We start from the raw sequence: 20,399 nt of genomic DNA, 5'->3' as shown, positions 1-20,399 counted from the left end.
TTAGTGTTTAAAAAATGCTTTTATTTTTGGATCTGTTGAAACAGATAAGGCATCAAATGTTCCTTCTGCATAATTGGTGCCATCAATCAATAAAATCATTCGATCCGAAATAGCTCTTGCACAATCCACATCATGTGTTATAATAAGTGACGATGTGTTGTATTTCTTTTGAATATCCTGCATCAGAATAATAATTTCTTTGGCAGTTATGGGATCTAGCCCACTTGTTGGTTCATCATATAAAATAATTTTTGGTTGTAAAATCAAGGTTCTTGCCAATGCAACTCTCCGCTGCATACCTCCAGACAGTTCTGCTGGCATTAAATCTACAGCATGGGCTAATCCCACATTTTCCAATGCTTCCATAACCAGTGCATTTGTATCCATATTCTTTTCAAATCTACTTGAATGCCTACGCATGGGAAATTCCAAATTCTCACGAACCGTCATGGAATCATACAATGCACTGCCTTGAAATAAAAAGCCAATATCCGACCGTAAAATATCTAATGCCGTTTGATTTAATGTTGTAATGTCTTTCTGCATTACCGAAATAATACCACTATCCGCTTGCATTAATCCCACAAGACATTTAATCATCACCGATTTCCCAGAGCCTGATTTCCCCATAATAACCAGATTCTCACCCTTATAAAGTTTCAGGTTAAAATTTTTAAGAACATGATTATCACCAAAACTCTTGTTCAGGTTTTTGATTTCAAGAACAACTTCTTGTGTTTTTGTAATGCTCTCCTGTGGCGATATGGTCTTACTTTCATTCATAAGTCATAAAAAATATCAGCTGCAAATACAGCTATAAAATCAATAATAAATAAGAGCAGAGACGTAAACACCACTGCCGAATTTGCTGCACGTCCTACCCCTGCCGTACCTTTATCGCAATAATAGCCTTTAAAGCAGCCTACAAGGCCAATGGCCAGCCCAAAGAAAAATGATTTTATGGTTGCAGGAATAATATCTCCAAATTCCAACGATTCGAATACCTGATTAAAAAATAACCGAAAAGACACATCGCCTTTAAGGTGTTCAACCAAATAGGAACCATATAATCCAATAGCATCTCCAATAATTACTAATAGTGGAATCATAAAAGTTGTTGCCAGAACCCGTGTAACCACCAAATATTTAAACGGATTTGTGCCAGACACTTCCATGGCATCAATTTGCTCGGTTACTCGCATCGAACCCAGTTCTGCACCGATTCCAGAGCCTATTCTACCAGCACATACCAACGCCGTAATCATGGGCCCAATCTCTCTAATAATGGAGATACCTACCATGGATGGCATCCAAGAAACCGCTCCAAACTCCATAAGCGTCGGCCTAGTCTGTAAGGTTAAAACCAAACCGATGATAAAACCAGTAATTCCGACCAACATTAGTGAACGGTTTCCCATACTATAGCATTGTCGCAAAAACTCTTTGAACTCAAACGGTTTCTTAAAGGATTCTTTAAAAAAGCGTACCGTGAAATAAGAGAGCTCTCCTATTTCTTTCAAAAATGCTTGAATATTAGATTTTATGTTGCTTATACCCGACATGTTCTTCTGTAACATTACTCAAATGTAAAAGAATAGAATTGAGTGTAAAATGATATAAATCATATGCTTATACTGATGGATATCATATAATAAATCAACTTTGAGTACTAATTTTAAACATTCACATATCATACTGATTGGTCATGAAGATTGGTTTAGCTCTTTCCGGAGGAGGCATGAGGGGTATGGCTCATATAGGGGTTATCCACGCATTGGAAAAACACGGCATTATACCTACCCACATAGCAGGCTCTAGCGTAGGCGCTATTGTTGGTGCTTTGTATGCTTATGGATATGATTGGAAAGAAATGTTGAACTTCTTTAAAACCATACAGATTTTCGAATTAAAAAAATATGCAGTGAATAAACCGGGAATTATCGACGCTGAAAAGTTCTATAATGTCTTTAAACTATACCTCAAAGAAGATGATTTTTCGATTCTAAAAAAGCAATTGTCTGTTACAGCTACCAATGTGTTAAACGGGGAACTAGTCATATTTAACACTGGTGAATTAATAAAGCCCATATTGGCATCAGCAGCTTTTCCAGGCATATTCGCTCCTGTTAATATCAAAGATTCATACTATGTGGATGGTGGTGTTTTAAATAATTTCCCTGTAGACCTATTGAAGAATACCTGTGATGTTATTATTGGAGTATATGTTAATGGTTTTGATATCGTAGCAATAAGTGATTTAAAACATTCCCACAATGTAGTTGAAAGGGTTTTTAAATTAAAAACCGTAAGAGAAGACATTAAAAAATTCAAGAAATGTGATTTGGTCATATATCCCAAACAATTAAGTAAATATGGCACTTTTGATAAAAAATATCTCGATGATATTTTTAAAATTGGCTATGATGCTACCAATAAAGAACTCGTCAACCAACAATTATTGAATAAGATCTTTCCTTTAAAAGCGGGTTAAAGGTGACAATTATCATTTTTAAACAGCACTACGGAAATTACCTTTATTAAAGTGGAATGTGATGAATGTAAAGCTAACAGTTCTCCATAAATTTTCTGAAATCAAGAACATAATACAATACAAGAATCATGAAAATACCTTTAAAATTAAAGCAAAGCTTATTGGTTCTTATTCTCGTTATGCTGTCGCTAAACTTATACTGTCCAAAGAATACCGGCTTCCTTTTATTGGAAAAAAATCTTGCTTCGAACTCTATTTTTCAACAAAATTTAAAAACCAGACCAATTTTGGTTGAAAAAAACATTACCGTTAGCAACTATTTTAAATATATAGATTCTCTTGTTATTAAATACGATTCGATTACCCCGTTTAAGTTAACCGAACATCTCTTGGTAAGATCAAATCCTTGGATTATTGATACACTACAAAATACGGACTACTATCGAATGATAGACCGGGATTCTTTTATCTATGATCAAAAAAAAATGATTGTACTTCCCAAAGGAGCTATGATTATAATACCTGATTCTATTAACGCTAAAAAACTTATTACTGCATTTAACCATACCTTGATTGACATTAATATCCCAGAGTTTAAACTTCGTATTTATGAAGATTCAAAACAACTATACGAATTTCCGATTAGGGTTGGGAGAAATGAAAAGAAATACCTGGCAATGGCCGGAAGAACAATGGACTTAAAAACAAAAACAGGAAAAGGATTCATTGTTTCCCATATAAGGAACCCTGATTATTATAACCCTGTAGATGGGCGTCGCTATTATACAACGAAACGAGATGATCAAAAAATTACCAAGTTACCACAGATTCCTTTTTTGGAAACCGAAATTAATGGAATTAGATATGGACAATTGATACATCCAACTACCAATCCTGTAACGCTTGGAAAAGCGTATTCCAACGGATGTATTGGCACTAAAGAAGCTGATGCATGGGTTATCTATTATTATGCCCCTATAGGTACGAAAATAGACATCCGCTATGATTTACAAATTATTGATTCCTTTGGAAAAAATATCCTTTTAAAAAATATTTACGGTTATGCCAGTCCCATAGATCTCCCGTAGATACTCCGTGGATACTTCGTACATAAAGTAACCTAATGTTAAAAATGCAAAAACTACAAATTATACAAAAAACTCCAGAATCTCCAAATACTCCAAAAAGTTGCAAAAACTACAAATACTCCAAAAAATGTAAAAAACAACAACGGCATAAAACTATCCCACATGCGTGTGAAACCTCATTCAGCGTGAAAAACTGGATGGTTAGAAAGATATTTTTAAAGGACCACATGAACTTTTCACCCAAACCTTGAACCCTGAACCCAGAACCTGAACCCATAATCTAGAACTAACAACAAACCAACAACCAACTCTAATATTTTTGCTTAAAAACAATGTTTGGTCATGATCCTTCAAAACCTTTAGAGCTATAAACAAGTCCTTACATGATTAATTATTTTCTTTAGGAATAAGGGATTCTTTTTTTAATGACTTAACAATGGCTTTCACATAATCGTTAACAGTAGAATTGATATTAATTGGGTCTACAACATTATAGGAAGCAACCCATACAAGGGATTTACCATTGCTTGTTTTAATATTATATAATGAAGCTTCTATATGATAAACTTTATAATTATTGTAATAATCAGGTTCAAAATACACATTTTGATATAAATAATAATAACGACCAAAATGGTGCCAATAATACCCCGTTAAGAATTTGTTTCCCGAATAAGATATTTCATTGTCTATTCCTTTTACTGCAGACACCAATATAGAATCATATCCATCGTCCACAAGTCGGTCTACTTCTAGGTCTATTTGTTCTTCGGTTTGCTTTGAGTCTATAAAGCCTTCTTCAAAAACAATGGAACTCTCAACAGCATCAATGCCTTCGTTGAAGAGCTTGTCTTTGAGTTTTTGCTCAAAAATTTTTCGAGCAGTTAAATTGCCTGTAATACCCACAATCAACACTTTTTTGGGCTGGTAGTTAGTATATTCCCTACTCTTCCAACTATCTATCATTCTTGTGGAAGAGCAACTTATAAAAAGGCATATGGCTACTATATAACAAAACAATTTCATGATTTCTTATATTTTTAATAAAAATATTTCTAGAAATTGGTTATTCCAATGATATATATCAGTTGGGTATTATTCTGTGTAATATTCGTAATACGTGAATTATGTAAATCTTCACAGGTTTTGTGTAACATTTTTTGATATTTAATGAACCATATTTATATCCTTATTATTAAGTTACAAATAAAAACACAAAAAGATGTGTAGTACAATTATCTTATTAAAAAAACCAAGTCAAAAGATGCTTCTGCAGAAAATAAAATAATCATGAAAAGTCTTGTTTATAATAGGTCTGGAAAGATATATAGATATACTGAAGACCAAATTTGAAAAACCAATAGATGCTCTTTTGAAACTAATTAAGTACAGCAGTATTTGGCACAATATCTATCCCCCAATTATGTATCAATTAGATTATGTCCAAACAGGTTCAGAGCAGTTTGAACTTCTTGATACGATCAAAGAAACATCCAAAAAAGGATTAGAAGGTTCATTTGTCTGCCGAAAATGGAAAAAAGAAGAACAGCACAACATACTATGTTTATTGGAATCTAGACTAAAAGGAAGAAAACCAATTGTAGTTTCAAAACAGTCAAACACTATTGAACTAACCCTATTAGGAGCCATTGACAAACTAAAATTTTCGTTGGAAACCATATTAGGACGTATACAAAATCATTAAAACAAAAAAAAAAATGAAACTAAATAAAAACTTAGGCATCTGGATGGATCGTTCAATCGCAAATTTAATAGACTTAAATGCCAAGAAAAACAATCATTTTATATCCTCAAAATTTACTTCTAACACAAAAGAAGAAGCGTTGAATAGAAGTAAAAAAGTGATGCATAACAAACGACAACAAATGCATGAAGCCTATTACAAAGAAATAGTAGATGAGATTTTGAAATATGATTATGTGCTATTATTTGGTCCTACAAAGGCAAAACAGAACTTCATAATTACCTAAATAAAGGCCTACATTTTAAAGAAGTAAATCGACATTGAAATAGCAGATAAAATGACAGATAATGAAAAAAATGCATTTGTAACAAGGTATTTTGAAAACATCTAAGAAACCTTAGAATTGATTGTCCACCCAATCAAGAAACTATCACACCTACAAAAAAAGTAAACACCATTAAAACAGGCATTTATTCAGTTGTAACAAATAATAAAATTAACTAAAAACAATAAAATCATGATTAAAAAAATTACACTTCTTTCTGCCTTTTTTATTTTAAGTGCAGTAACTGCGCAAACAAATTTTGGATGGGAAACTGCCGAGGTTTCATTGATTACAGAAACTATTAGCGGAATTACTACCACTGTTACTATGGTGGGATCAGGTGATTCAGGAATTGTAGATATTGGAGAGTCCTCTGGCAATATTGCTACAAGTTCCATCAAACCTCCTGGAACTCCTATTTCAACCGCTATTTTTAATTTTAGTGAACCTATAAATATTAATTCAATAGTTGCTTTAGAAGGAGTTGGTGCTGATATTGACTACACCTTCACGCCTTCAGGAGGAACTAATCCTATTGTTGTGGCTTCTTTAGTTAATGGTGTCGCTTCGGTTAATTTAAATTGGACTGATGTAACGTCTTTTACAGTGACTTCTTCAGGCTCTATTTTTGGGTTTGATGACTTACTAATTAACGGTGTAACAAATTTTGGATGGGAAACAGCCGATGTTTCAGTGATTACAGAAACTATTAATGGAATTACCACCACTGTTACTATGGTGGAGTCTAATGATTCTAGAGTTATAGATGCCTCAGGTTTCGGGGGGGCTTCTAATAATGTTATCGTAAGTTCCAATACCCCACCTAGAACCCTTATTTCAACAGTTATTTTTAATTTTAGTGAAACTGTAATTATCAATTCAATATTAGCTTTAGAAACAACTGGCGCGGATATTGATTACACCTTCACACCTTCAGGAGGAACTAATCCTATTGTTGTGGCTTCTTTAGTTAATGGTGTCGCTTCGGTTAATTTAAATTGGACTGATGTAACGTCTTTTACAGTGACTTCTTCAGGCTCTATTTTTGGGTTTGATAACTTACTAATTAATGATTCTTCTTTATCGGACACAAATTATTTTTCAGAAAATTCAATAATTTATCCAAATCCTGTTCAAGATTTCCTTTATTTAGAGACTATTAAAAATTTAAAATTTACTAAAATTTATAATAATTTAGGGCAGTTAATTATAGAAACAAAAGATAATAAAATTGATTTTAGCAATCTAAATACTGGTGTATACTTTCTACAATTAATCACAGATAAAAGATTAATAAACAAAAGAATAATTAAAAAATAACGTGTTACAATAACTAGAATAACTAGACAACAAGGTTACTGCCATATTGGGAAGCATGCTGATGAAGGTATCAAGCCAACTTTCTAACTTTTGTACTACCGTTTGTACTGGTTCCGCCACTTGCTCTTGTATGTCCTGTATCATTGTCCTTTTATAAATTCGCCTTTTTTAGTAGGCAGCTCGATTATGAATTAAGGTCAAGCCAATCATTCCACTGCTTCCGGTCATAATTACTACTCCAATTTTGCCTTTCACTTTCTCCTCCTAAACCTTACAAAATACAAGATTACTAGTATAATAAGAATGGGTATAAACCACACTCCCCAGCCCATTCCCATTCCCCAATGCCAATTGCTCTCGTGCATCATGTTAGTTGGTTTTAGATGTATTCATTTTCATGACCTTGTTCCACATTTCCGGATTATCTTTCATCATTTGAATCATTGAATTAAACATGAGGGTATCTTTAGCCGCCATATTAACCATATAATCCATTGTAACCTTCATTCTTGTCGGTTCTTTCATCATCATCCCCATCATTTCGGGCATTTCCATCATTTGTTGCCCCATGATGTTCCTGCAACTGTCATTTTGCATCATGGCATTCATCATTTCCATTCTATAAGGTTGGTGATGTACAAATGAGCTAATAATTTCTGAACGCTGCGCATCATTTTTTAGTAATTGATTTACAGGTTGTCTGGTTTCGCAGGCCGTGATTAAGAATATAACACTAGCCATAAGCATTGAAATAATCAGTATTTTTTTCATTTTATTTTGTTTAAGTTTTTAATAGTGGTAGCATGCCATCTAACAATCCTTGTTAATTTTTAATTTATGAGCTATTGCTTTATACAACTGCTTGTTAAAACGGATCATTAAGACCACTTATGCGTATCAGTTTCTTATTCACAAACTCCATAATCCCCAACTCAGATAGTTCACTACCAAAGCCCGAACGCTTTGTTCCACCAAAAGGAAGGTCAGCTTGTGTCCAGGTAGGGTGATTGATAAAGACCATGCCGGTATCAATCTGATCAGCCATTTTTTTACCACGTTCGATGTCTTCTGTAAATATGGATCCACCTAAACCAAAATCAGAATCATTAGCAAGATCTATGGCAGCCTGCTCGTCTTTCACCACATAAAAGGATGCCACTGGGCCAAATAATTCTTCATGATAGGCAGCAATACCAGGTTTCAGATTGGTGAGTATGGTAGGTTCCATAAAGGCTCCTTCACGATCTGCTCGTTTACCACCCAATAGAACTTTTGCTCCTTCGTCAATTGAACGTTTCACCTGATCGGCTAAATGAACGGCTGCAGCTTCACTGCTTAAAGGTCCCAAATCTGTAGCGGGATCCATCGGATCACCCACTTTCATTTTAGATAACTTATCCTTAAATTTTTGAATGAACTCATCGGCAATGGCTTCCACTGCGATAAACCTTTTTGAGGCGACACAACATTGACCATTATTATTCATTCTGCCAACAACGGCCCATTCTACCGTTTTTTCCATATTGGCATCTTCCAGAATAATAAACACATCGTTACCACCTAGCTCGAGCACCACTTTTTTCAAATGTTTCCCAGCTTCGGTAGCAATACTTGCACCTGCTTCATCACTTCCTGTTAAGGAAACACCTTTTATTCTTTTATCAGCAACCAAAGCTGATGCATGTTTGCCAGAAATAAATAGATTGGTATACAATCCTTTTGGCGCTTCTGCTTCTTCAAAGAGTTCTTCAATAGCAGCTGCACATTGTGGCACGATTGAGGCATGTTTAAGTAAAATAGTATTACCAACCATAATGTTAGGCGCAGCAAATCGAGCTACTTGATAGAAAGGGAAGTTCCATGGCATCACACCTAACAATACGCCAATAGGACTGTTTCGAATAATGGCACTTCCATATTCTGGGTCAAGTATTTTATCGGAAAGAAACCATGCTCCATGATTGGCATAGTAATCAAGGATATCGGCACTTAAATCGATTTCTCCTTCTGCCTGGGCAAGGAGTTTACCCATCTCTAATGTAATGGTTTTTGCTAGTGCTGTTTTTTTAACTCGCATAAGGGTAGCTACTTTATGCAGTAAATCAGCTCGATGTTGGTAGCTAGTCTCTTTCCAATCAGTATAGGCTACTTGTGCTTTAGCTACCTTGGCATCAACAGACTTCTCTGTCATTTCTTCAAATGATTTTACTGTTTTATTGGTATTTGGGTTAACTGTTTGAATAGACATTTGTGAAAATTTTGTTTGTATTTTAGTAAAGGACTTTCCTTTACTATTTTGGAAGCTTTGCCAAAAACATACTTGAATTTCATAACCCTAATGGGTAAGACAGAATTTAATGAATGACTTTAAGGTTCCTTGAAGCAAGGTAGGTCCAACATCAATTAATCGTATTACACAAGTATTGGTAATAGTTATATAATTCTCATAATAGAAAAAATGGTAATCAAAAAATAGGTCACTTAAAATTTACGGGGTCTCGGTTGTTACTTCTTGTGCGGGTCTCACTTCATTGGATGCTTTTTCCATATCTTTGTCAAATGAATATAAAGCATCGCTACTCATTTTTTCGCCTCCTGCTATTTTCATTTTATCCAATAAGTTCATCACAAGCGTTTCTTCCTCCACTTGTTCCATAACAAACCATTGCATAAAATTCCATGTTGCCCAATCTTCTTCTGCATGGCTCATTTTTACCAGTTTGTAAACCGCATTTGTATTATCTACTTCGTGCTCTAAGATTTTTTCAAAACAGTTGTTTATACTTACCGGACTCGCGGGGGGAGCTGGAATAGCTGTCACTTCTACTTCCGCACCTCTTTTTAAAATGTATTCTAATATTTTCATCATGTGGTTTCGTTCCTCGTGTGCATGTCTGAAAAGAAAACTTGCTATACCTGCGAATCCTTGTCCGTCAGCCCAAGCAGCATACGACAAATATATTTGCGAAGCATGTGCTTCTTTTGTAATTTGTGCATTCAATGCTGCTGCCATAGTTTTTGAAAGTCTATTCGTGTTCATGTGATTTTTATTTAATGAATTAATCTAAAATGCTTCTTTGACGATTGATTTTTCATCTACATGCAAATCGGCCAATTGCTTTTCGATTGCTTCCATCATTGGCGGAGGACCGCAGAGATAAAACAGTTTATTTGTGCCGCCACAGTTTGCTTGAATGAAATCTTTTGTAATTTGACCATTCGCATAACCATCCACTTTTTCATCCGACAAAATATTGATAAAATTACTGCCTAATAATTTTTGGAATTCATCTTCGAGTATAATGTCATTCTTTGCTTTGTTGGCAAAAATGAGTTTGTTATTTCCTATTTTATTTTCCGATTCGAGATGCCTGAAAATGGAGATGAATGGAGTAACTCCTGCACCACCAGCTATAAACGTACCTTCACCTTTGTAGCTGATTGCGCCAAACACCTCATGTAAAATTAAATCATCGCTTTTTTTTAGATAGAGTAATTCATTTGTCACACCTTTATGCGATGGATATGTTTTTATAGTAAACTCGAGGTAGTTATCAACAGGTAGACAAGTGAAGGTAAACGGCTTTTTTTTATCCCTCCAAGCATATTTATTAATGGAAATCTCTGTGGCTTGACCAGGGGAAAAAGCGTATTTTTTAGGTTTTTCAGTAACAATTTTCAAGACATCATGAGTGACCTTGTCAATTGATTCTATTTTTACAATATGTTTTTCCATCTTATTTTTATTACTTCTTCAATAATACCTTATATTAATTCTCGCAAGTATTTTAGTTCACTCTTGGTCGTATCAACTATTTCTGCAAATTTTCCATTCACCATCAATTTTGCCATGGATTGTGCAAAACCTTTTACTTGGTCAAAATTTAGGGAAGGTGGCATTGCCAGTGCATTGGAATCTGTAAAAATGTTGATAATCGCTGGACCATTATGTTTGAATCCGTTTGAAAGAGCCGTTTCAACTTCATTGGATTTCTTAGCTTCCCATGCTGCAATGTTCATGGATTCAGCCAATTTTACAAAATCAGGATTTACCATATCGGTTTGCCAATCCATATAGCCTTCTACTCGCATTTCAAGTTTTACCATTCCTAAAGAACGATTATTAAAAATGATAATTTTTACAGGAATTTGATATTGGCTAATAGTCATTAAATCGCCTAAAAGCATTGAAATACCACCATCTCCGCAAAAAGCAATTACTTGTCGGTTGGGATGTGATAATCCAGCTCCAATGGCCATCGGCATGGCATTAGCCATAGATCCATGATTGAACGAACCAGTCAGATAGCGATTTCTACCTGCTTTTAGGTAGCGCGCAGCCCATACGGCACTCATCCCTGTATCTACAGTAAATATGGCATCGTCCTCTGCTAATTTATCAACCATATAGGCAACATATTCTGGGTGAATATGTTTTTCAGATGCTTTTTCTTCAACATAACTATTGTATGTAGCTTCAATTTCTTGGTGTAGTGAACGCATTTTGTCAAGGAAATCGGTAGAAGTTTTTGTTTCAACCATGGGCATAAGCTCTTGCAGCGTTGATTTAATATCACCACAGTATCCAAAGTCTACCTTAGCTCTACGCCCTAATTTTTCGGGTTTCGTATCTATTTGAACAATCTTGCATTTTTCGGGAAGGAACTCACTATAAGGAAAATCTGTACCCAACATCAATAGGACATCTGCTTGATGCATAGCTTCAAATCCGGATTTATTGCCTAAAAGCCCATTCAACCCAACGGCATAAGGATTTTCTTTGCGTTCAAAAAATATTTTTCCTCTAAAACTATATCCCAAAGGCGAATTAAGTGTTTGTGCCAATTGCATGACTTCATCTATTGCATAACGACATCCATGCCCGCAAAACAATACCAGCTTTTCGTGGTCATTGATGATACTTGCCAGTTCCTTAAGGTGTTCAGGGCTTGGAATTATTCTAGGTTGTGTATAGAAATTTTTATTGGAAGTATGTACAGATTCCAAATTGGCTGCTGCCACATCACCTGGAAGTCCTAAAATAGCCACCCCTTTTTTACCAATAGCATGTTGAATCGCGGTTTGTAGTCCGTTTATAGCTTGTTTGGGTGTATTCGCTAAAAATACATATTTTGAGCAATCTTGAAATAAGGATTCAGGTCTTGTCTCTTGAAAGTTGTCCAGTCCCATTTTTTCAGTATGAATAGTTGAAGCAATAGCAATGACAGGATTTTCAGCTCTGTTGGCATCGTATAATCCATTGATCAAATGAATATGCCCTGGACCACTACTCCCCATACAACAACCAATACCATTCAGTTCTGCCTCCATAGAAGCCGCATAAGCTCCTGCTTCCTCGTGCCTTACATGTATCCATTGAAGTCTACCATCTCTTCTTACTGCATCATTTACTGGATTTAGACTATCACCGGTTATAGCATAAATTCTCTTAACCCCAGCTTCTACAAGCATTTCTACTATATGATCGGATACATTTTTGGACATAACTCGTTTGTTTTTAAATTAAATTTTCTGACTTAACGCGTACTTTCTTCCTATTGATCTTCTTCTTCTTCTTCTTCTTCTTCTGCGTGATCTGAAAAACAATCCTGCTAAAACAATTACCACAACAATGATGAATATCCATCAGCAAAGTGCATCATGTCCATCTTTAGCTTTTGACTTGTGTTCTAGTGGGGTAATTTATAACTACCATTCCTCTGCTTCAAGTCACAATTACTACTCTGATTTTGTCTTTCATTTTCTTCTTCTAAATCTTACAAAATAGAGGATTGCTGCTATAATGAGTATTGGTATAAACCACATTCCCCAGCCCATTCCCATTCCCCAATGCCATTCGCTATTGTGCATATTAGGTTGTTTTGTCTCACATGCTGTAAACAGTAATATTCCAATAGATATAAGCATTGAAATAATTAGTAATCTTTTCATTTTCAATAGTTTTTAAAGTTATTATCGAACATTCTCTTTTTCCCCTTTAAGTGTCTTTAAAAGTAACTTGGCTACCTCCTCGGAAGAGCCTGGATTTTGACCTGTAATTAGAAAGCCGTCTTGTTTAGTGTAAGATGCCCAATCACTTCCTTTGGAGTAATGAGCCCCATGTTTTGTGAGTTCATCTTCCAGTAAAAAAGGTACTACTTTAGTTAATTTAACAGCCTCTTCTTCCGTATTTGAAAAGCCTGTCAGATGTTTGCCCTTCACCATAGATTCACCGTCAATCGATTTAACATTAACCAATGTCGCGGGCGCATGACACACAAAAGCAATCGGTTTTTGATGATTGTAAAAGGCTTCTATTAATTTGATAGAGGTTTTATCAGTAACCAAATCCCATAATGGGCCATGCCCTCCAGGATAAAAAACAGCGTCATAATCCGTTTCATTTACTTCGCTAAGTTTCAGTGAATGTGCCACTTTATCAATTAAGATATTGTCCTTGTAAAATCTTTTTGTTGAACTTGTTTGAGCATCTTTTACTTCGCTTTTGGGATCAACCGGTGGCTGACCTCCTTTTGGTGAAGCAATGGTGATTGCTGCTCCACCATCTGCCAAAACATAATAAGGGGTTGCAAATTCGTCAATCCAAAAACCGGTTTTTTCTCCCGTATCCCCCAATTCACTGTGAGATGTCAGTACAATTAATATTTTCATTATAGTTATTTTTTTCTTTTATTAAATTTTCACAATCATTTTTCCTTTGTTTTTTCCCTCAAACAAATCAATAAACGCCTGCGGAATATTGTCGAACCCTTCAACAATAGTTTCACTAAACGTTAGTTTATCGGCTTTCAACCAAGCTGTTAGTTGTTTGGTGGCAGCAGGAAATTTATCTACTAAATCACCTATGATGAACCCGCGCATGGCAGCACTTTTAGTGAGGATTATAGGCTGCAATCTAGGACCAACCGGAACCTCCGTTTTATTGTAGAGTGATATGGCGCCACAAACTGGCAATCGTGCATACTTATTGATGTTAGCTAAAACAGCGTCTGAAATCTCCCCACCTACATTGTCAAAATAAATATCTACTCCTTTAGGACAAGCATTTTTAACGGCTTCTTTTAAGTTTGAGGTTGTTTTATAATTTATGGCATAATCAAATTTGAACTTTGATTTCAATAGGTCTACTTTTTCATCTGAACCAGTAAGTCCAACCACTTTACAACCTAGCAATTTGCCAATCTGACCCACGACTGTCCCAACAGCTCCGCCCGCACCGGACACAACTAGTGTTTCGCCTTTTTTCGGCAATCCTATTTCCGTTAAACCTAAATAAGCGGTAAGCCCAGTCATTCCTAAAATCCCTAAATAACTTGATAATTTAGCTTCATTTTGATTTACCTTATGCAAACCTTTTCCGCTAGAGGTTTGATATTCCTTCCATTCTAAATTACCAGAAACAAAATCCCCTTTTTTAAAATCGGCTTGTTTGCTTTCCATCACCTCGGCAATAATACCCGATTGTATGGGTTTATTTAATTCGAACGGAGGAACATAGGATTTAGCGTCATTCATCCTGCCTCGCAAATATGGATCAACTGAGACATAGACTGTTTTTAATAAAATTTCACCGTCTTTTGGAGTAGGCCCTTCTTCGCTGGTAATTTTAAAATCGCTAGGTATCGGTTTTCCTTTTGGGCGTTTATTCAGAATGATTACTTTATTCATGTTTTAAATTTTTTAGACTAGCTTTTTATCTAAGATAAAAAGCTAACCGCAACTTTTATATTAAGTTTAATATTTTTTTAAACGCCCTTCTATGGTTTCTAATGAAGCCTTTAGTTTTTCAAGAGCTTCATTCACTGCTATTTCTACAGTATTAGCATGGCTAGTTACAGCAATAGGTTGTCTGTTTTCAATTCTCGCTTCGAGCATACAACGTTTGTCATTCTCTCCCTTTTTCTGACTATTTTCGTCTGACAGATGAACTTCAATTCTTGTTATATTATCGCTAAAATTCGATAATTCCTCTTTTATTAATGTGCCCAAATAGCTTTCAAGTCTTTCGTCTCCAGCTATATTTTTATCGGTGTTTAATTGAATTATCAATATTTTTTATTTTAAAAGTTAATATATGTTTTATGCTTCCTATTTTTCTTTTCCTTAGGCTGAATTATGGAATTAACACTATTGTGAATTTTGTCCCTTGGTTTAATTCGCTTTTCACACTTATTTTTCCATCTAATTTTTCTACTTGCACTTTTACCATATACAGTCCCATTCCTTTTCCTTCAGCTTTGTCCTTATGAAAGCGTTTGTATAATCCGAATAAACTATCTCCATTTTTTTTTAGGTCAATTCCCAGACCGTTGTCTTGAAATGTAAGAATGATTTTTTTTTCAACTATGTAGCTTTCAATTGCAATCTCCAGTGATTCATTAGGTCTTCTATATTTAATACTGTTTGAAATTAGGTTATAAAAAATGCTATATATGTAACTTTTAATTGTGAGTATTTCGTCTACTCGCTTAAAATCAATTTTAAAATTCACCTGTTCTTTTTCAAGAATGTTTCGGATGCTATCTTGAATATCACTAACAACTTTTGAAAAATGAACCAACTTCTTTTTTTCGTTTAATTGTTTTCCAGTACTTAAAATAACATTCAAATCAACAATCACCTCATTTAATCTTTCAGCAGAAGTAGTAAGTGAATTCATGACATATTCTCTTTCGTCTTCTTTTAAGTCTTTATCATTTGCCAATGATACCAAACTAATAATGTTAGAAACAGGTGATCTTAGGTCATAAGATATAATGCTGTCAAAGTGTTCGTGATCTTTATTTCGCTAAAGTAAATCATCTGTGATTTTTTCTTTATGAGCCTCCTCCTCCTTTTCCTTGGTTATGTCTCTAAACACGAGCACAACTCCCATTATATGCCCTTTTGTGTCGAGAATTGGCGCACAACTGTCGTTAATATAATATTCCTTTTTATCAAGGTGAGAAATCAGTATAGTATCTACGTCTAATTTTAATGATTTTCCCGATTTTAAAACTAATTCAATAGGACTATCGCTTTCTTCCCTCGTATGTTTATTGATAATATGAAATACCTCTGTTATTGGTTTGTTCTCGGCTTCTTCAACCTTCCATCCAGTAAGATGTTCTGCTATCGGATTCATTAGTATGATGTTTCCATCCATATTTGTTGCAATTACCGCATCTCCAATACTCTGAAGTATAGCCGACTGCCGTTCTTTATCAAATTGCAGCACATTTTCAAAGTGTTTTTTCATCTCAATCTTATCCGCAAAAATTGCCATAGGATAGTCATCAACAAATTTGTATTTAAACGCTCTTTACTTCTCATAATAAAAAATTACTTTGTTTTTTTATAAAAATGACGTTTACAGTTATATCAAAACTTAAAGCCTATTTCTAAAATAAAGTCTTTTTAACAAATAATTGCCTAGCTTCCAATACCATCCCTCTTCTTTTCCTGATAGTCCCCCTTATTATTCTGTCTGATAGCATACCGGTTTACTAAATTGCCTAGAGGTGTGCTTTTCTTTAATTTAGGATTTAGATTTTTGTATAGTTTTACAAAAATTAAGATAAATACTATTAATATGAATCCCAATGTTATGTAATTTACCGAAAAATAATAGTTGTTATAGTGCATCATGGTTTTTTCATTTACTTTTGATTAAAATGAGTTTTGCCTTAACATTTTATTTCCAAGTGGTTTTTGGCTTTCAGTTGTCCTGCTGCCTCCAGATTGTTTCCAACAATCATAATACAAATTATTTCGTCTTTTATACTGATACTAAACATGTAGCAAGTACACATCTCTCATTCAATTATACTATTGGTATACACTAAGAAAGCAGACTAGTAAGTCTGCTTTCTATTGCCAAAAGAGACTATTCAATTAGCCTTCCTTAACTAACTAACCAATTAATATCTATTAACAAAAATGGTTAATTAATTAATATTCTAGTTACATCTTAATTTAATATATTTACATAAATCACTGTTTTTTAGCTATTTGAACAAACAAAAAAAAAAAAAAAAAAAAAAAGAGCAGCTTTTTAAAACTGCTCTTTTAATTTTATATGGATTTTATGTAAGAAGCTTGTATTAGAAACAAGTTTTTTGATTAGTTTTTAAAATATAAATAATCTCATTAAGTTTTTTTTTTAGACGACCTCTATGTTACCAAATAAAACCATTTGGCTATGTAATTGATTAATAGCATTACAAATATAATTACCTATAAAGCTATTTACTTAGATATTTTTTAAGCAGATTTATATTAATCACTGATTTTATTCATGGAAAAAAGAACAGTTAGTTAAATAGCTGCTCTTTTTTACATTTTAATCATTAACTTTTAGATTAACAACAAGCTTTTTCATTTGTTTTTAAAATATTAATTACTTCATCACGGCTTTTCCCTAATCTATTTTCTAATCTCTTAAATAAATCCGTTTCTTTTCCATTTTCAAACTTCACATCTTCGCTTGTAAGCATTGGATATTTTGTTCTAAGCGCGCTAGATTGTTTGTTCCAATCACCACTTAATTTAAAAAAAAGACTTGTTGTTTTTCCTTCTAATTTGTTCTTAGACTCCATAATCATATAATTTTAAACAGCACTTAATTGTACTGATACAAAGATGCTTACTTATTTTAATTTAAATATTACATAACTATATTCCTAAGTTACAAATGTTACAGGTTTAAAGTAATTGTTTTAAAATGAACTACGAGGCAGAGCCATCGAGGTATCAAGCGGAAAATTATCTTTTAATTGATGAAAACCTAAGGTTTTCAAACTTTCCACTTAACCCCGACGCAGAGAGTCGAGGAATTCTTTAGATTAAATAAGCAGGATGCATAATATTAATAAGTGATATATATAAACTTTAAAACTGAATGTGTAACGCTTTTTGGAGTTAAATGAACCACTTTTACGTCTAAATATTTAGTTAAAAGATGTCAAATACAATAGCCCCCATTAAAAAAAAACAGTCAAATGGTGCTTCAGCCGAAAGTAAAACAACTATGAAAGGTCTTGTTTATAATGGACCAGGTAAGATAGAATATAAAGATGTGCCAAAGCCAATAATTAAAAAACCAACTGACGCTATTGTGAAAATTGTGAAGACCACAATTTGCGGAACAGATTTAGGTATTTTACATGGTAAAACACCTTCTGTAAAATCAGGTACCACACTTGGTCATGAAGGTATTGCAGTGATTGAAGAAGTCGGTACAGGGGTAAATAATTTCAAGAAAGGTGACCGTGTAATTATTTCATGTATTACTGCATGTGGAACATGTGAGTACTGCAAAAAGCAAATGTATGGTCATTGTAAAGACGGCGGTTGGATACTAGGTAACTTAATTAATGGTACTCAGGCAGAGTATGTGCGTATTCCGTATGCAGATAATAGTCTTTATATGGCTCCAAAAGGAATGGATGATGAAGCTTTGGTAATGCTTAGTGATATTCTGCCAACTGGTCATGAGATGGGTGTGATTAATGGTTGTGTGAAACCGGGGGATACTATTGCCATTATCGGTGCTGGACCAATTGGGATGTCTACCTTACTTACCGCACAATTTTACTCTCCTGCAAAAATCTATATGATTGATTTGGATCAAAATCGTCTTGAACTTGCTAAAAAATGGGGAGCTACAGATATTATAAATTCAGGTACAAATGATGCTATTAAAAAAATAATGTCTGAAACAGGTGATGGAGTCGATGTGGCTATCGAAGCCGTTGGTGCTCCAGCTACTTTTAATATTTGTCAGCAAATTGTACGTCCTGGAGGTCATATCGCCAACATTGGTGTACACGGAAAAAGTGTTGATCTACAAATTCAGGATTTATGGATTCGTAATATAACAATTACCATGGGGCTTGTTAATACCAACACAACCCCAATGCTATTAAAGACTGTAGAATCAGGTAAAATCCAACCAGAGAAATTAATCACACATCACTTTAAGTTGAACGATATTATAAAAGCCTATGAAGTATTTGGTAATGCTGCCAAAGAAAAGGCTATGAAAGTGATATTAACGAATCAATAATTCGCTAAAAATAAATACAGAGGCGTTTTAGGAAAAGAAAAAGCTTATCCACATCAGCTAATTAAGTAATCCTTTTTAAGGTTACCGTAAAATGGAATGGCTGTTGCTTAACAATCTAAAAAAAAAATAATGAAGAAACATTCCTTATTACCTACAGCATTAGGTATTGTAATGTCAATTGCGTTTGTGCAATGCAAAAAACCTGTAACTACTGGAGAAAAAGTAAAAGCTCAAATAGAGAATACCATTTCAGTGGACACCTCAGAATCAAAAAAAAATATAAGTAATTCTGAATCAACAGTTATTGAAAAGTCAATAACTACAACAGGTGATAAGCTTAAGCCAATTGTTATTGACAAACCAAAGCTCACAACAACTAATAACCCTAAGCCAATTGTTGTTAAGCCAATACCAACAACCACCGATAAACCTCAAGCAACAAGTGTAGATAAGCCGGCACCATTGGTGTCTGCTGACTTTTCCCTGAAATCGGTGAAGGCAACAATCGAAGGAACTTCCACATTGCACAGCTGGAAATCGAAGATTACAATAATGGAAGGCAAAGGTTTGTTTCAATTAAAAGACAATATGCTCGCATCAATAAAAAATGCTGAAATTAAAATTGCTGTGGAGGGTATTATAAGTGAAAAAGGAAAAAAAATGGATAATAAAACTTACGAAACCTTTAAGTCCGATGAGTATCCTTATATAACTTATACGTTCAGTAATGCAATGATAAAAATAGATGATTCCAACTTTGTAAGCATGGAAGCAACAGGCACTCTTAGTATGGCCGGTGTGAGTAAGTTGGATTCTATAACGGCAAATGGAAAAAAATTACCTAATGGTGATTTGCAACTAACAGTTTCCAAAATAATAAAAATGACAGATTTTAAAATGAAGCCACCTGTTATGTTTCTTGGAACCATAAAAGTTGGTGACGAAATAACAGTCAACTTTGACTTCGTGCTTTATGAAATTAATAATTAAAAAGCTGAAACTCTTGTTTGATATACCATTATAAATTAAAAAATAGGCGATGAAAATTCAATTTAATACAGACAAAACTATTAGCGGGGGAAGGAAGAAATCAAGATTTTTTTTCTTCTCAAATAGCTAAAGGATTGAATAGATATGAATCTTATATAACGAGAATAGAGGTTCATCTATCAGACGAAAACGGTAAAAAAGAAGGAAGGAATAACATACAATGCTTATTAGAAGCTAGAATTGAAGGCAGGAAACCAATTGCCGTTTCAAATCAGTCAGACACTACTGAGCTAGCAGTATCAGGAGGCATTGATAACTAAAAGCTTCTTTAGAATGATTTCGTCTTTTTGTTAATACATTTTATTACCAGACGAAAGTCAAATCACTTTAAAGATACATTTATTATTCCAACC

At 34.2% G+C, this 20,399-nt stretch carries 22 protein-coding genes; 7 read left to right on the top strand and 15 right to left on the bottom strand.

The window, feature by feature from the left end:
• Together ACGLWY_RS16455 and ACGLWY_RS16450 are read right to left on the bottom strand one after the other, a co-directional pair.
• Positions 1–783 (bottom strand): ABC transporter ATP-binding protein, encoded by a 783-nt coding sequence (locus ACGLWY_RS16455; RefSeq protein WP_396620766.1) that lies wholly within the window; start codon positions 781–783, stop codon positions 1–3.
• Positions 780–1,577, bottom strand: a complete 798-nt coding sequence (locus ACGLWY_RS16450; protein ID WP_396620765.1) for an MlaE family ABC transporter permease — start codon at positions 1,575–1,577, stop codon at positions 780–782. The genes ACGLWY_RS16455 and ACGLWY_RS16450 overlap by 4 nt, the downstream gene beginning before the upstream one ends.
• A 128-nt stretch (positions 1,578–1,705) precedes the next feature.
• Here ACGLWY_RS16450 and ACGLWY_RS16445 point away from each other — a divergent pair, with 128 nt between their 5' ends.
• Positions 1,706–2,491 carry a patatin-like phospholipase family protein gene (locus tag ACGLWY_RS16445; RefSeq protein WP_396620764.1) on the top strand — a complete coding sequence of 262 codons (786 nt, stop codon included), beginning with the start codon at positions 1,706–1,708 and terminating at the stop codon, positions 2,489–2,491.
• A 128-nt stretch (positions 2,492–2,619) separates the two neighbouring features.
• Positions 2,620–3,579, top strand: a complete 960-nt coding sequence (locus ACGLWY_RS16440) for a L,D-transpeptidase (RefSeq protein WP_396620763.1) — start codon at positions 2,620–2,622, stop codon at positions 3,577–3,579.
• 387 nt (positions 3,580–3,966) lie between these two features.
• Here ACGLWY_RS16440 and ACGLWY_RS16435 read toward each other — a convergent pair whose 3' ends face one another.
• The gene (locus tag ACGLWY_RS16435) at positions 3,967–4,545 is read right to left on the bottom strand and encodes a hypothetical protein (RefSeq protein WP_396620762.1); all 579 of its coding nucleotides are present in this window, start codon (positions 4,543–4,545) and stop codon (positions 3,967–3,969) included.
• A 406-nt stretch (positions 4,546–4,951) separates the two neighbouring features.
• Here ACGLWY_RS16435 and ACGLWY_RS16430 point away from each other — a divergent pair, with 406 nt between their 5' ends.
• The 3 genes from ACGLWY_RS16430 to ACGLWY_RS16420 all read left to right on the top strand — a co-directional run bounded on the left by ACGLWY_RS16430 (position 4,952) and on the right by ACGLWY_RS16420 (position 6,929).
• On the top strand, positions 4,952–5,284 hold the full coding sequence (locus ACGLWY_RS16430; protein WP_396620761.1) for a hypothetical protein: 333 nt from the start codon (positions 4,952–4,954) through the stop codon (positions 5,282–5,284).
• Between the two features lie 13 nt (positions 5,285–5,297).
• Positions 5,298–5,570: a hypothetical protein gene (locus ACGLWY_RS16425; RefSeq protein ID WP_396620760.1), complete on the top strand. Its 273-nt coding sequence runs from the start codon at positions 5,298–5,300 to the stop codon at positions 5,568–5,570.
• A 231-nt stretch (positions 5,571–5,801) separates the two neighbouring features.
• On the top strand, positions 5,802–6,929 hold the full coding sequence (locus ACGLWY_RS16420; protein ID WP_396620759.1) for a T9SS type A sorting domain-containing protein: 1,128 nt from the start codon (positions 5,802–5,804) through the stop codon (positions 6,927–6,929).
• A gap of 369 nt (positions 6,930–7,298) precedes the next feature.
• On the opposite strand, the gene ACGLWY_RS16415 is transcribed toward ACGLWY_RS16420, so the two are convergent.
• From ACGLWY_RS16415 to ACGLWY_RS16360, 12 genes are all read right to left on the bottom strand, one after another.
• Entirely contained in the window at positions 7,299–7,700 is a 402-nt protein-coding gene (locus ACGLWY_RS16415; protein WP_396620758.1) for a hypothetical protein, read from the bottom strand.
• A gap of 94 nt (positions 7,701–7,794) precedes the next feature.
• Positions 7,795–9,177 (bottom strand): NAD-dependent succinate-semialdehyde dehydrogenase, encoded by a 1,383-nt coding sequence (locus ACGLWY_RS16410; RefSeq protein WP_396620757.1) that lies wholly within the window; start codon positions 9,175–9,177, stop codon positions 7,795–7,797.
• A gap of 240 nt (positions 9,178–9,417) precedes the next feature.
• Positions 9,418–9,969: a ferritin gene (locus tag ACGLWY_RS16405; RefSeq protein WP_396620756.1), complete on the bottom strand. Its 552-nt coding sequence runs from the start codon at positions 9,967–9,969 to the stop codon at positions 9,418–9,420.
• Between the two features lie 24 nt (positions 9,970–9,993).
• The gene (locus tag ACGLWY_RS16400; RefSeq protein ID WP_396620755.1) at positions 9,994–10,665 is read right to left on the bottom strand and encodes a flavodoxin reductase; all 672 of its coding nucleotides are present in this window, start codon (positions 10,663–10,665) and stop codon (positions 9,994–9,996) included.
• A gap of 29 nt (positions 10,666–10,694) precedes the next feature.
• Entirely contained in the window at positions 10,695–12,434 is a 1,740-nt protein-coding gene (locus ACGLWY_RS16395) for a thiamine pyrophosphate-dependent enzyme (RefSeq protein WP_396620754.1), read from the bottom strand.
• A 252-nt stretch (positions 12,435–12,686) separates the two neighbouring features.
• Positions 12,687–12,881, bottom strand: coding sequence for a hypothetical protein (locus ACGLWY_RS16390; RefSeq protein WP_396620753.1), 195 nt, complete (start codon positions 12,879–12,881; stop codon positions 12,687–12,689).
• A gap of 21 nt (positions 12,882–12,902) precedes the next feature.
• Complete coding sequence (locus ACGLWY_RS16385) at positions 12,903–13,601, bottom strand: type 1 glutamine amidotransferase domain-containing protein (protein ID WP_396620752.1); 699 nt, start codon at positions 13,599–13,601, stop codon at positions 12,903–12,905.
• Positions 13,602–13,622: 21 nt separating this feature from the next.
• The gene (locus ACGLWY_RS16380; protein WP_396620751.1) at positions 13,623–14,618 is read right to left on the bottom strand and encodes an NADP-dependent oxidoreductase; all 996 of its coding nucleotides are present in this window, start codon (positions 14,616–14,618) and stop codon (positions 13,623–13,625) included.
• A 66-nt stretch (positions 14,619–14,684) separates the two neighbouring features.
• Entirely contained in the window at positions 14,685–14,999 is a 315-nt protein-coding gene (locus ACGLWY_RS16375; protein ID WP_396620750.1) for an HPF/RaiA family ribosome-associated protein, read from the bottom strand.
• Between the two features lie 64 nt (positions 15,000–15,063).
• On the bottom strand, positions 15,064–15,654 hold the full coding sequence (locus ACGLWY_RS16370) for an ATP-binding protein (RefSeq protein WP_396620749.1): 591 nt from the start codon (positions 15,652–15,654) through the stop codon (positions 15,064–15,066).
• Between the two features lie 84 nt (positions 15,655–15,738).
• The gene (locus tag ACGLWY_RS16365; RefSeq protein WP_396620748.1) at positions 15,739–16,188 is read right to left on the bottom strand and encodes a PAS domain-containing protein; all 450 of its coding nucleotides are present in this window, start codon (positions 16,186–16,188) and stop codon (positions 15,739–15,741) included.
• 1,102 nt (positions 16,189–17,290) lie between these two features.
• A complete protein-coding gene (locus ACGLWY_RS16360; protein ID WP_396620747.1) occupies positions 17,291–17,527 on the bottom strand; it encodes a hypothetical protein in 237 nt (78 codons plus the stop codon).
• A 362-nt stretch (positions 17,528–17,889) separates the two neighbouring features.
• On the opposite strand from ACGLWY_RS16360, the gene ACGLWY_RS16355 reads away from it, so the two are divergent.
• Both ACGLWY_RS16355 and ACGLWY_RS16350 read left to right on the top strand, forming a co-directional pair.
• Entirely contained in the window at positions 17,890–18,996 is a 1,107-nt protein-coding gene (locus ACGLWY_RS16355) for a zinc-dependent alcohol dehydrogenase family protein (RefSeq protein WP_396620746.1), read from the top strand.
• Between the two features lie 129 nt (positions 18,997–19,125).
• A complete protein-coding gene (locus tag ACGLWY_RS16350) occupies positions 19,126–19,986 on the top strand; it encodes a YceI family protein (RefSeq protein WP_396620745.1) in 861 nt (286 codons plus the stop codon).
• Positions 19,987–20,399: the final 413 nt, after the last annotated feature.

The sequence above is a fragment of the Mariniflexile sp. HMF6888 genome (assembly GCF_044335535.1).
Lineage (GTDB): Bacteria > Bacteroidota > Bacteroidia > Flavobacteriales > Flavobacteriaceae > Mariniflexile.
The sequence above is the reverse complement of the archived record's forward strand: the minus strand, read 5'-3'. Positions and strand labels throughout refer to the sequence as shown.

Excerpts from the sequence above, each read along its gene's own strand:
- ACGLWY_RS16455 (WP_396620766.1), bottom strand. The coding sequence starts at position 783 with ATGAATGAAAGTAAGACCATATCGCCACAGGAGAGCATTACAAAAACA.
- ACGLWY_RS16450 (WP_396620765.1), bottom strand. The coding sequence starts at position 1,577 with ATGTTACAGAAGAACATGTCGGGTATAAGCAACATAAAATCTAATATT.
- ACGLWY_RS16445 (WP_396620764.1), top strand. The coding sequence starts at position 1,706 with ATGAAGATTGGTTTAGCTCTTTCCGGAGGAGGCATGAGGGGTATGGCT.
- ACGLWY_RS16440 (WP_396620763.1), top strand. The coding sequence starts at position 2,620 with ATGAAAATACCTTTAAAATTAAAGCAAAGCTTATTGGTTCTTATTCTC.
- ACGLWY_RS16435 (WP_396620762.1), bottom strand. The coding sequence starts at position 4,545 with ATGATAGATAGTTGGAAGAGTAGGGAATATACTAACTACCAGCCCAAA.
- ACGLWY_RS16425 (WP_396620760.1), top strand. The coding sequence starts at position 5,298 with ATGAAACTAAATAAAAACTTAGGCATCTGGATGGATCGTTCAATCGCA.
- ACGLWY_RS16420 (WP_396620759.1), top strand. The coding sequence starts at position 5,802 with ATGATTAAAAAAATTACACTTCTTTCTGCCTTTTTTATTTTAAGTGCA.
- ACGLWY_RS16415 (WP_396620758.1), bottom strand. The coding sequence starts at position 7,700 with ATGAAAAAAATACTGATTATTTCAATGCTTATGGCTAGTGTTATATTC.
- ACGLWY_RS16410 (WP_396620757.1), bottom strand. The coding sequence starts at position 9,177 with ATGTCTATTCAAACAGTTAACCCAAATACCAATAAAACAGTAAAATCA.
- ACGLWY_RS16405 (WP_396620756.1), bottom strand. The coding sequence starts at position 9,969 with ATGAACACGAATAGACTTTCAAAAACTATGGCAGCAGCATTGAATGCA.
- ACGLWY_RS16400 (WP_396620755.1), bottom strand. The coding sequence starts at position 10,665 with ATGGAAAAACATATTGTAAAAATAGAATCAATTGACAAGGTCACTCAT.
- ACGLWY_RS16395 (WP_396620754.1), bottom strand. The coding sequence starts at position 12,434 with ATGTCCAAAAATGTATCCGATCATATAGTAGAAATGCTTGTAGAAGCT.
- ACGLWY_RS16390 (WP_396620753.1), bottom strand. The coding sequence starts at position 12,881 with ATGAAAAGATTACTAATTATTTCAATGCTTATATCTATTGGAATATTA.
- ACGLWY_RS16385 (WP_396620752.1), bottom strand. The coding sequence starts at position 13,601 with ATGAAAATATTAATTGTACTGACATCTCACAGTGAATTGGGGGATACG.
- ACGLWY_RS16380 (WP_396620751.1), bottom strand. The coding sequence starts at position 14,618 with ATGAATAAAGTAATCATTCTGAATAAACGCCCAAAAGGAAAACCGATA.
- ACGLWY_RS16365 (WP_396620748.1), bottom strand. The coding sequence starts at position 16,188 with ATGAAAAAACACTTTGAAAATGTGCTGCAATTTGATAAAGAACGGCAG.
- ACGLWY_RS16360 (WP_396620747.1), bottom strand. The coding sequence starts at position 17,527 with ATGGAGTCTAAGAACAAATTAGAAGGAAAAACAACAAGTCTTTTTTTT.
- ACGLWY_RS16355 (WP_396620746.1), top strand. The coding sequence starts at position 17,890 with ATGTCAAATACAATAGCCCCCATTAAAAAAAAACAGTCAAATGGTGCT.
- ACGLWY_RS16350 (WP_396620745.1), top strand. The coding sequence starts at position 19,126 with ATGAAGAAACATTCCTTATTACCTACAGCATTAGGTATTGTAATGTCA.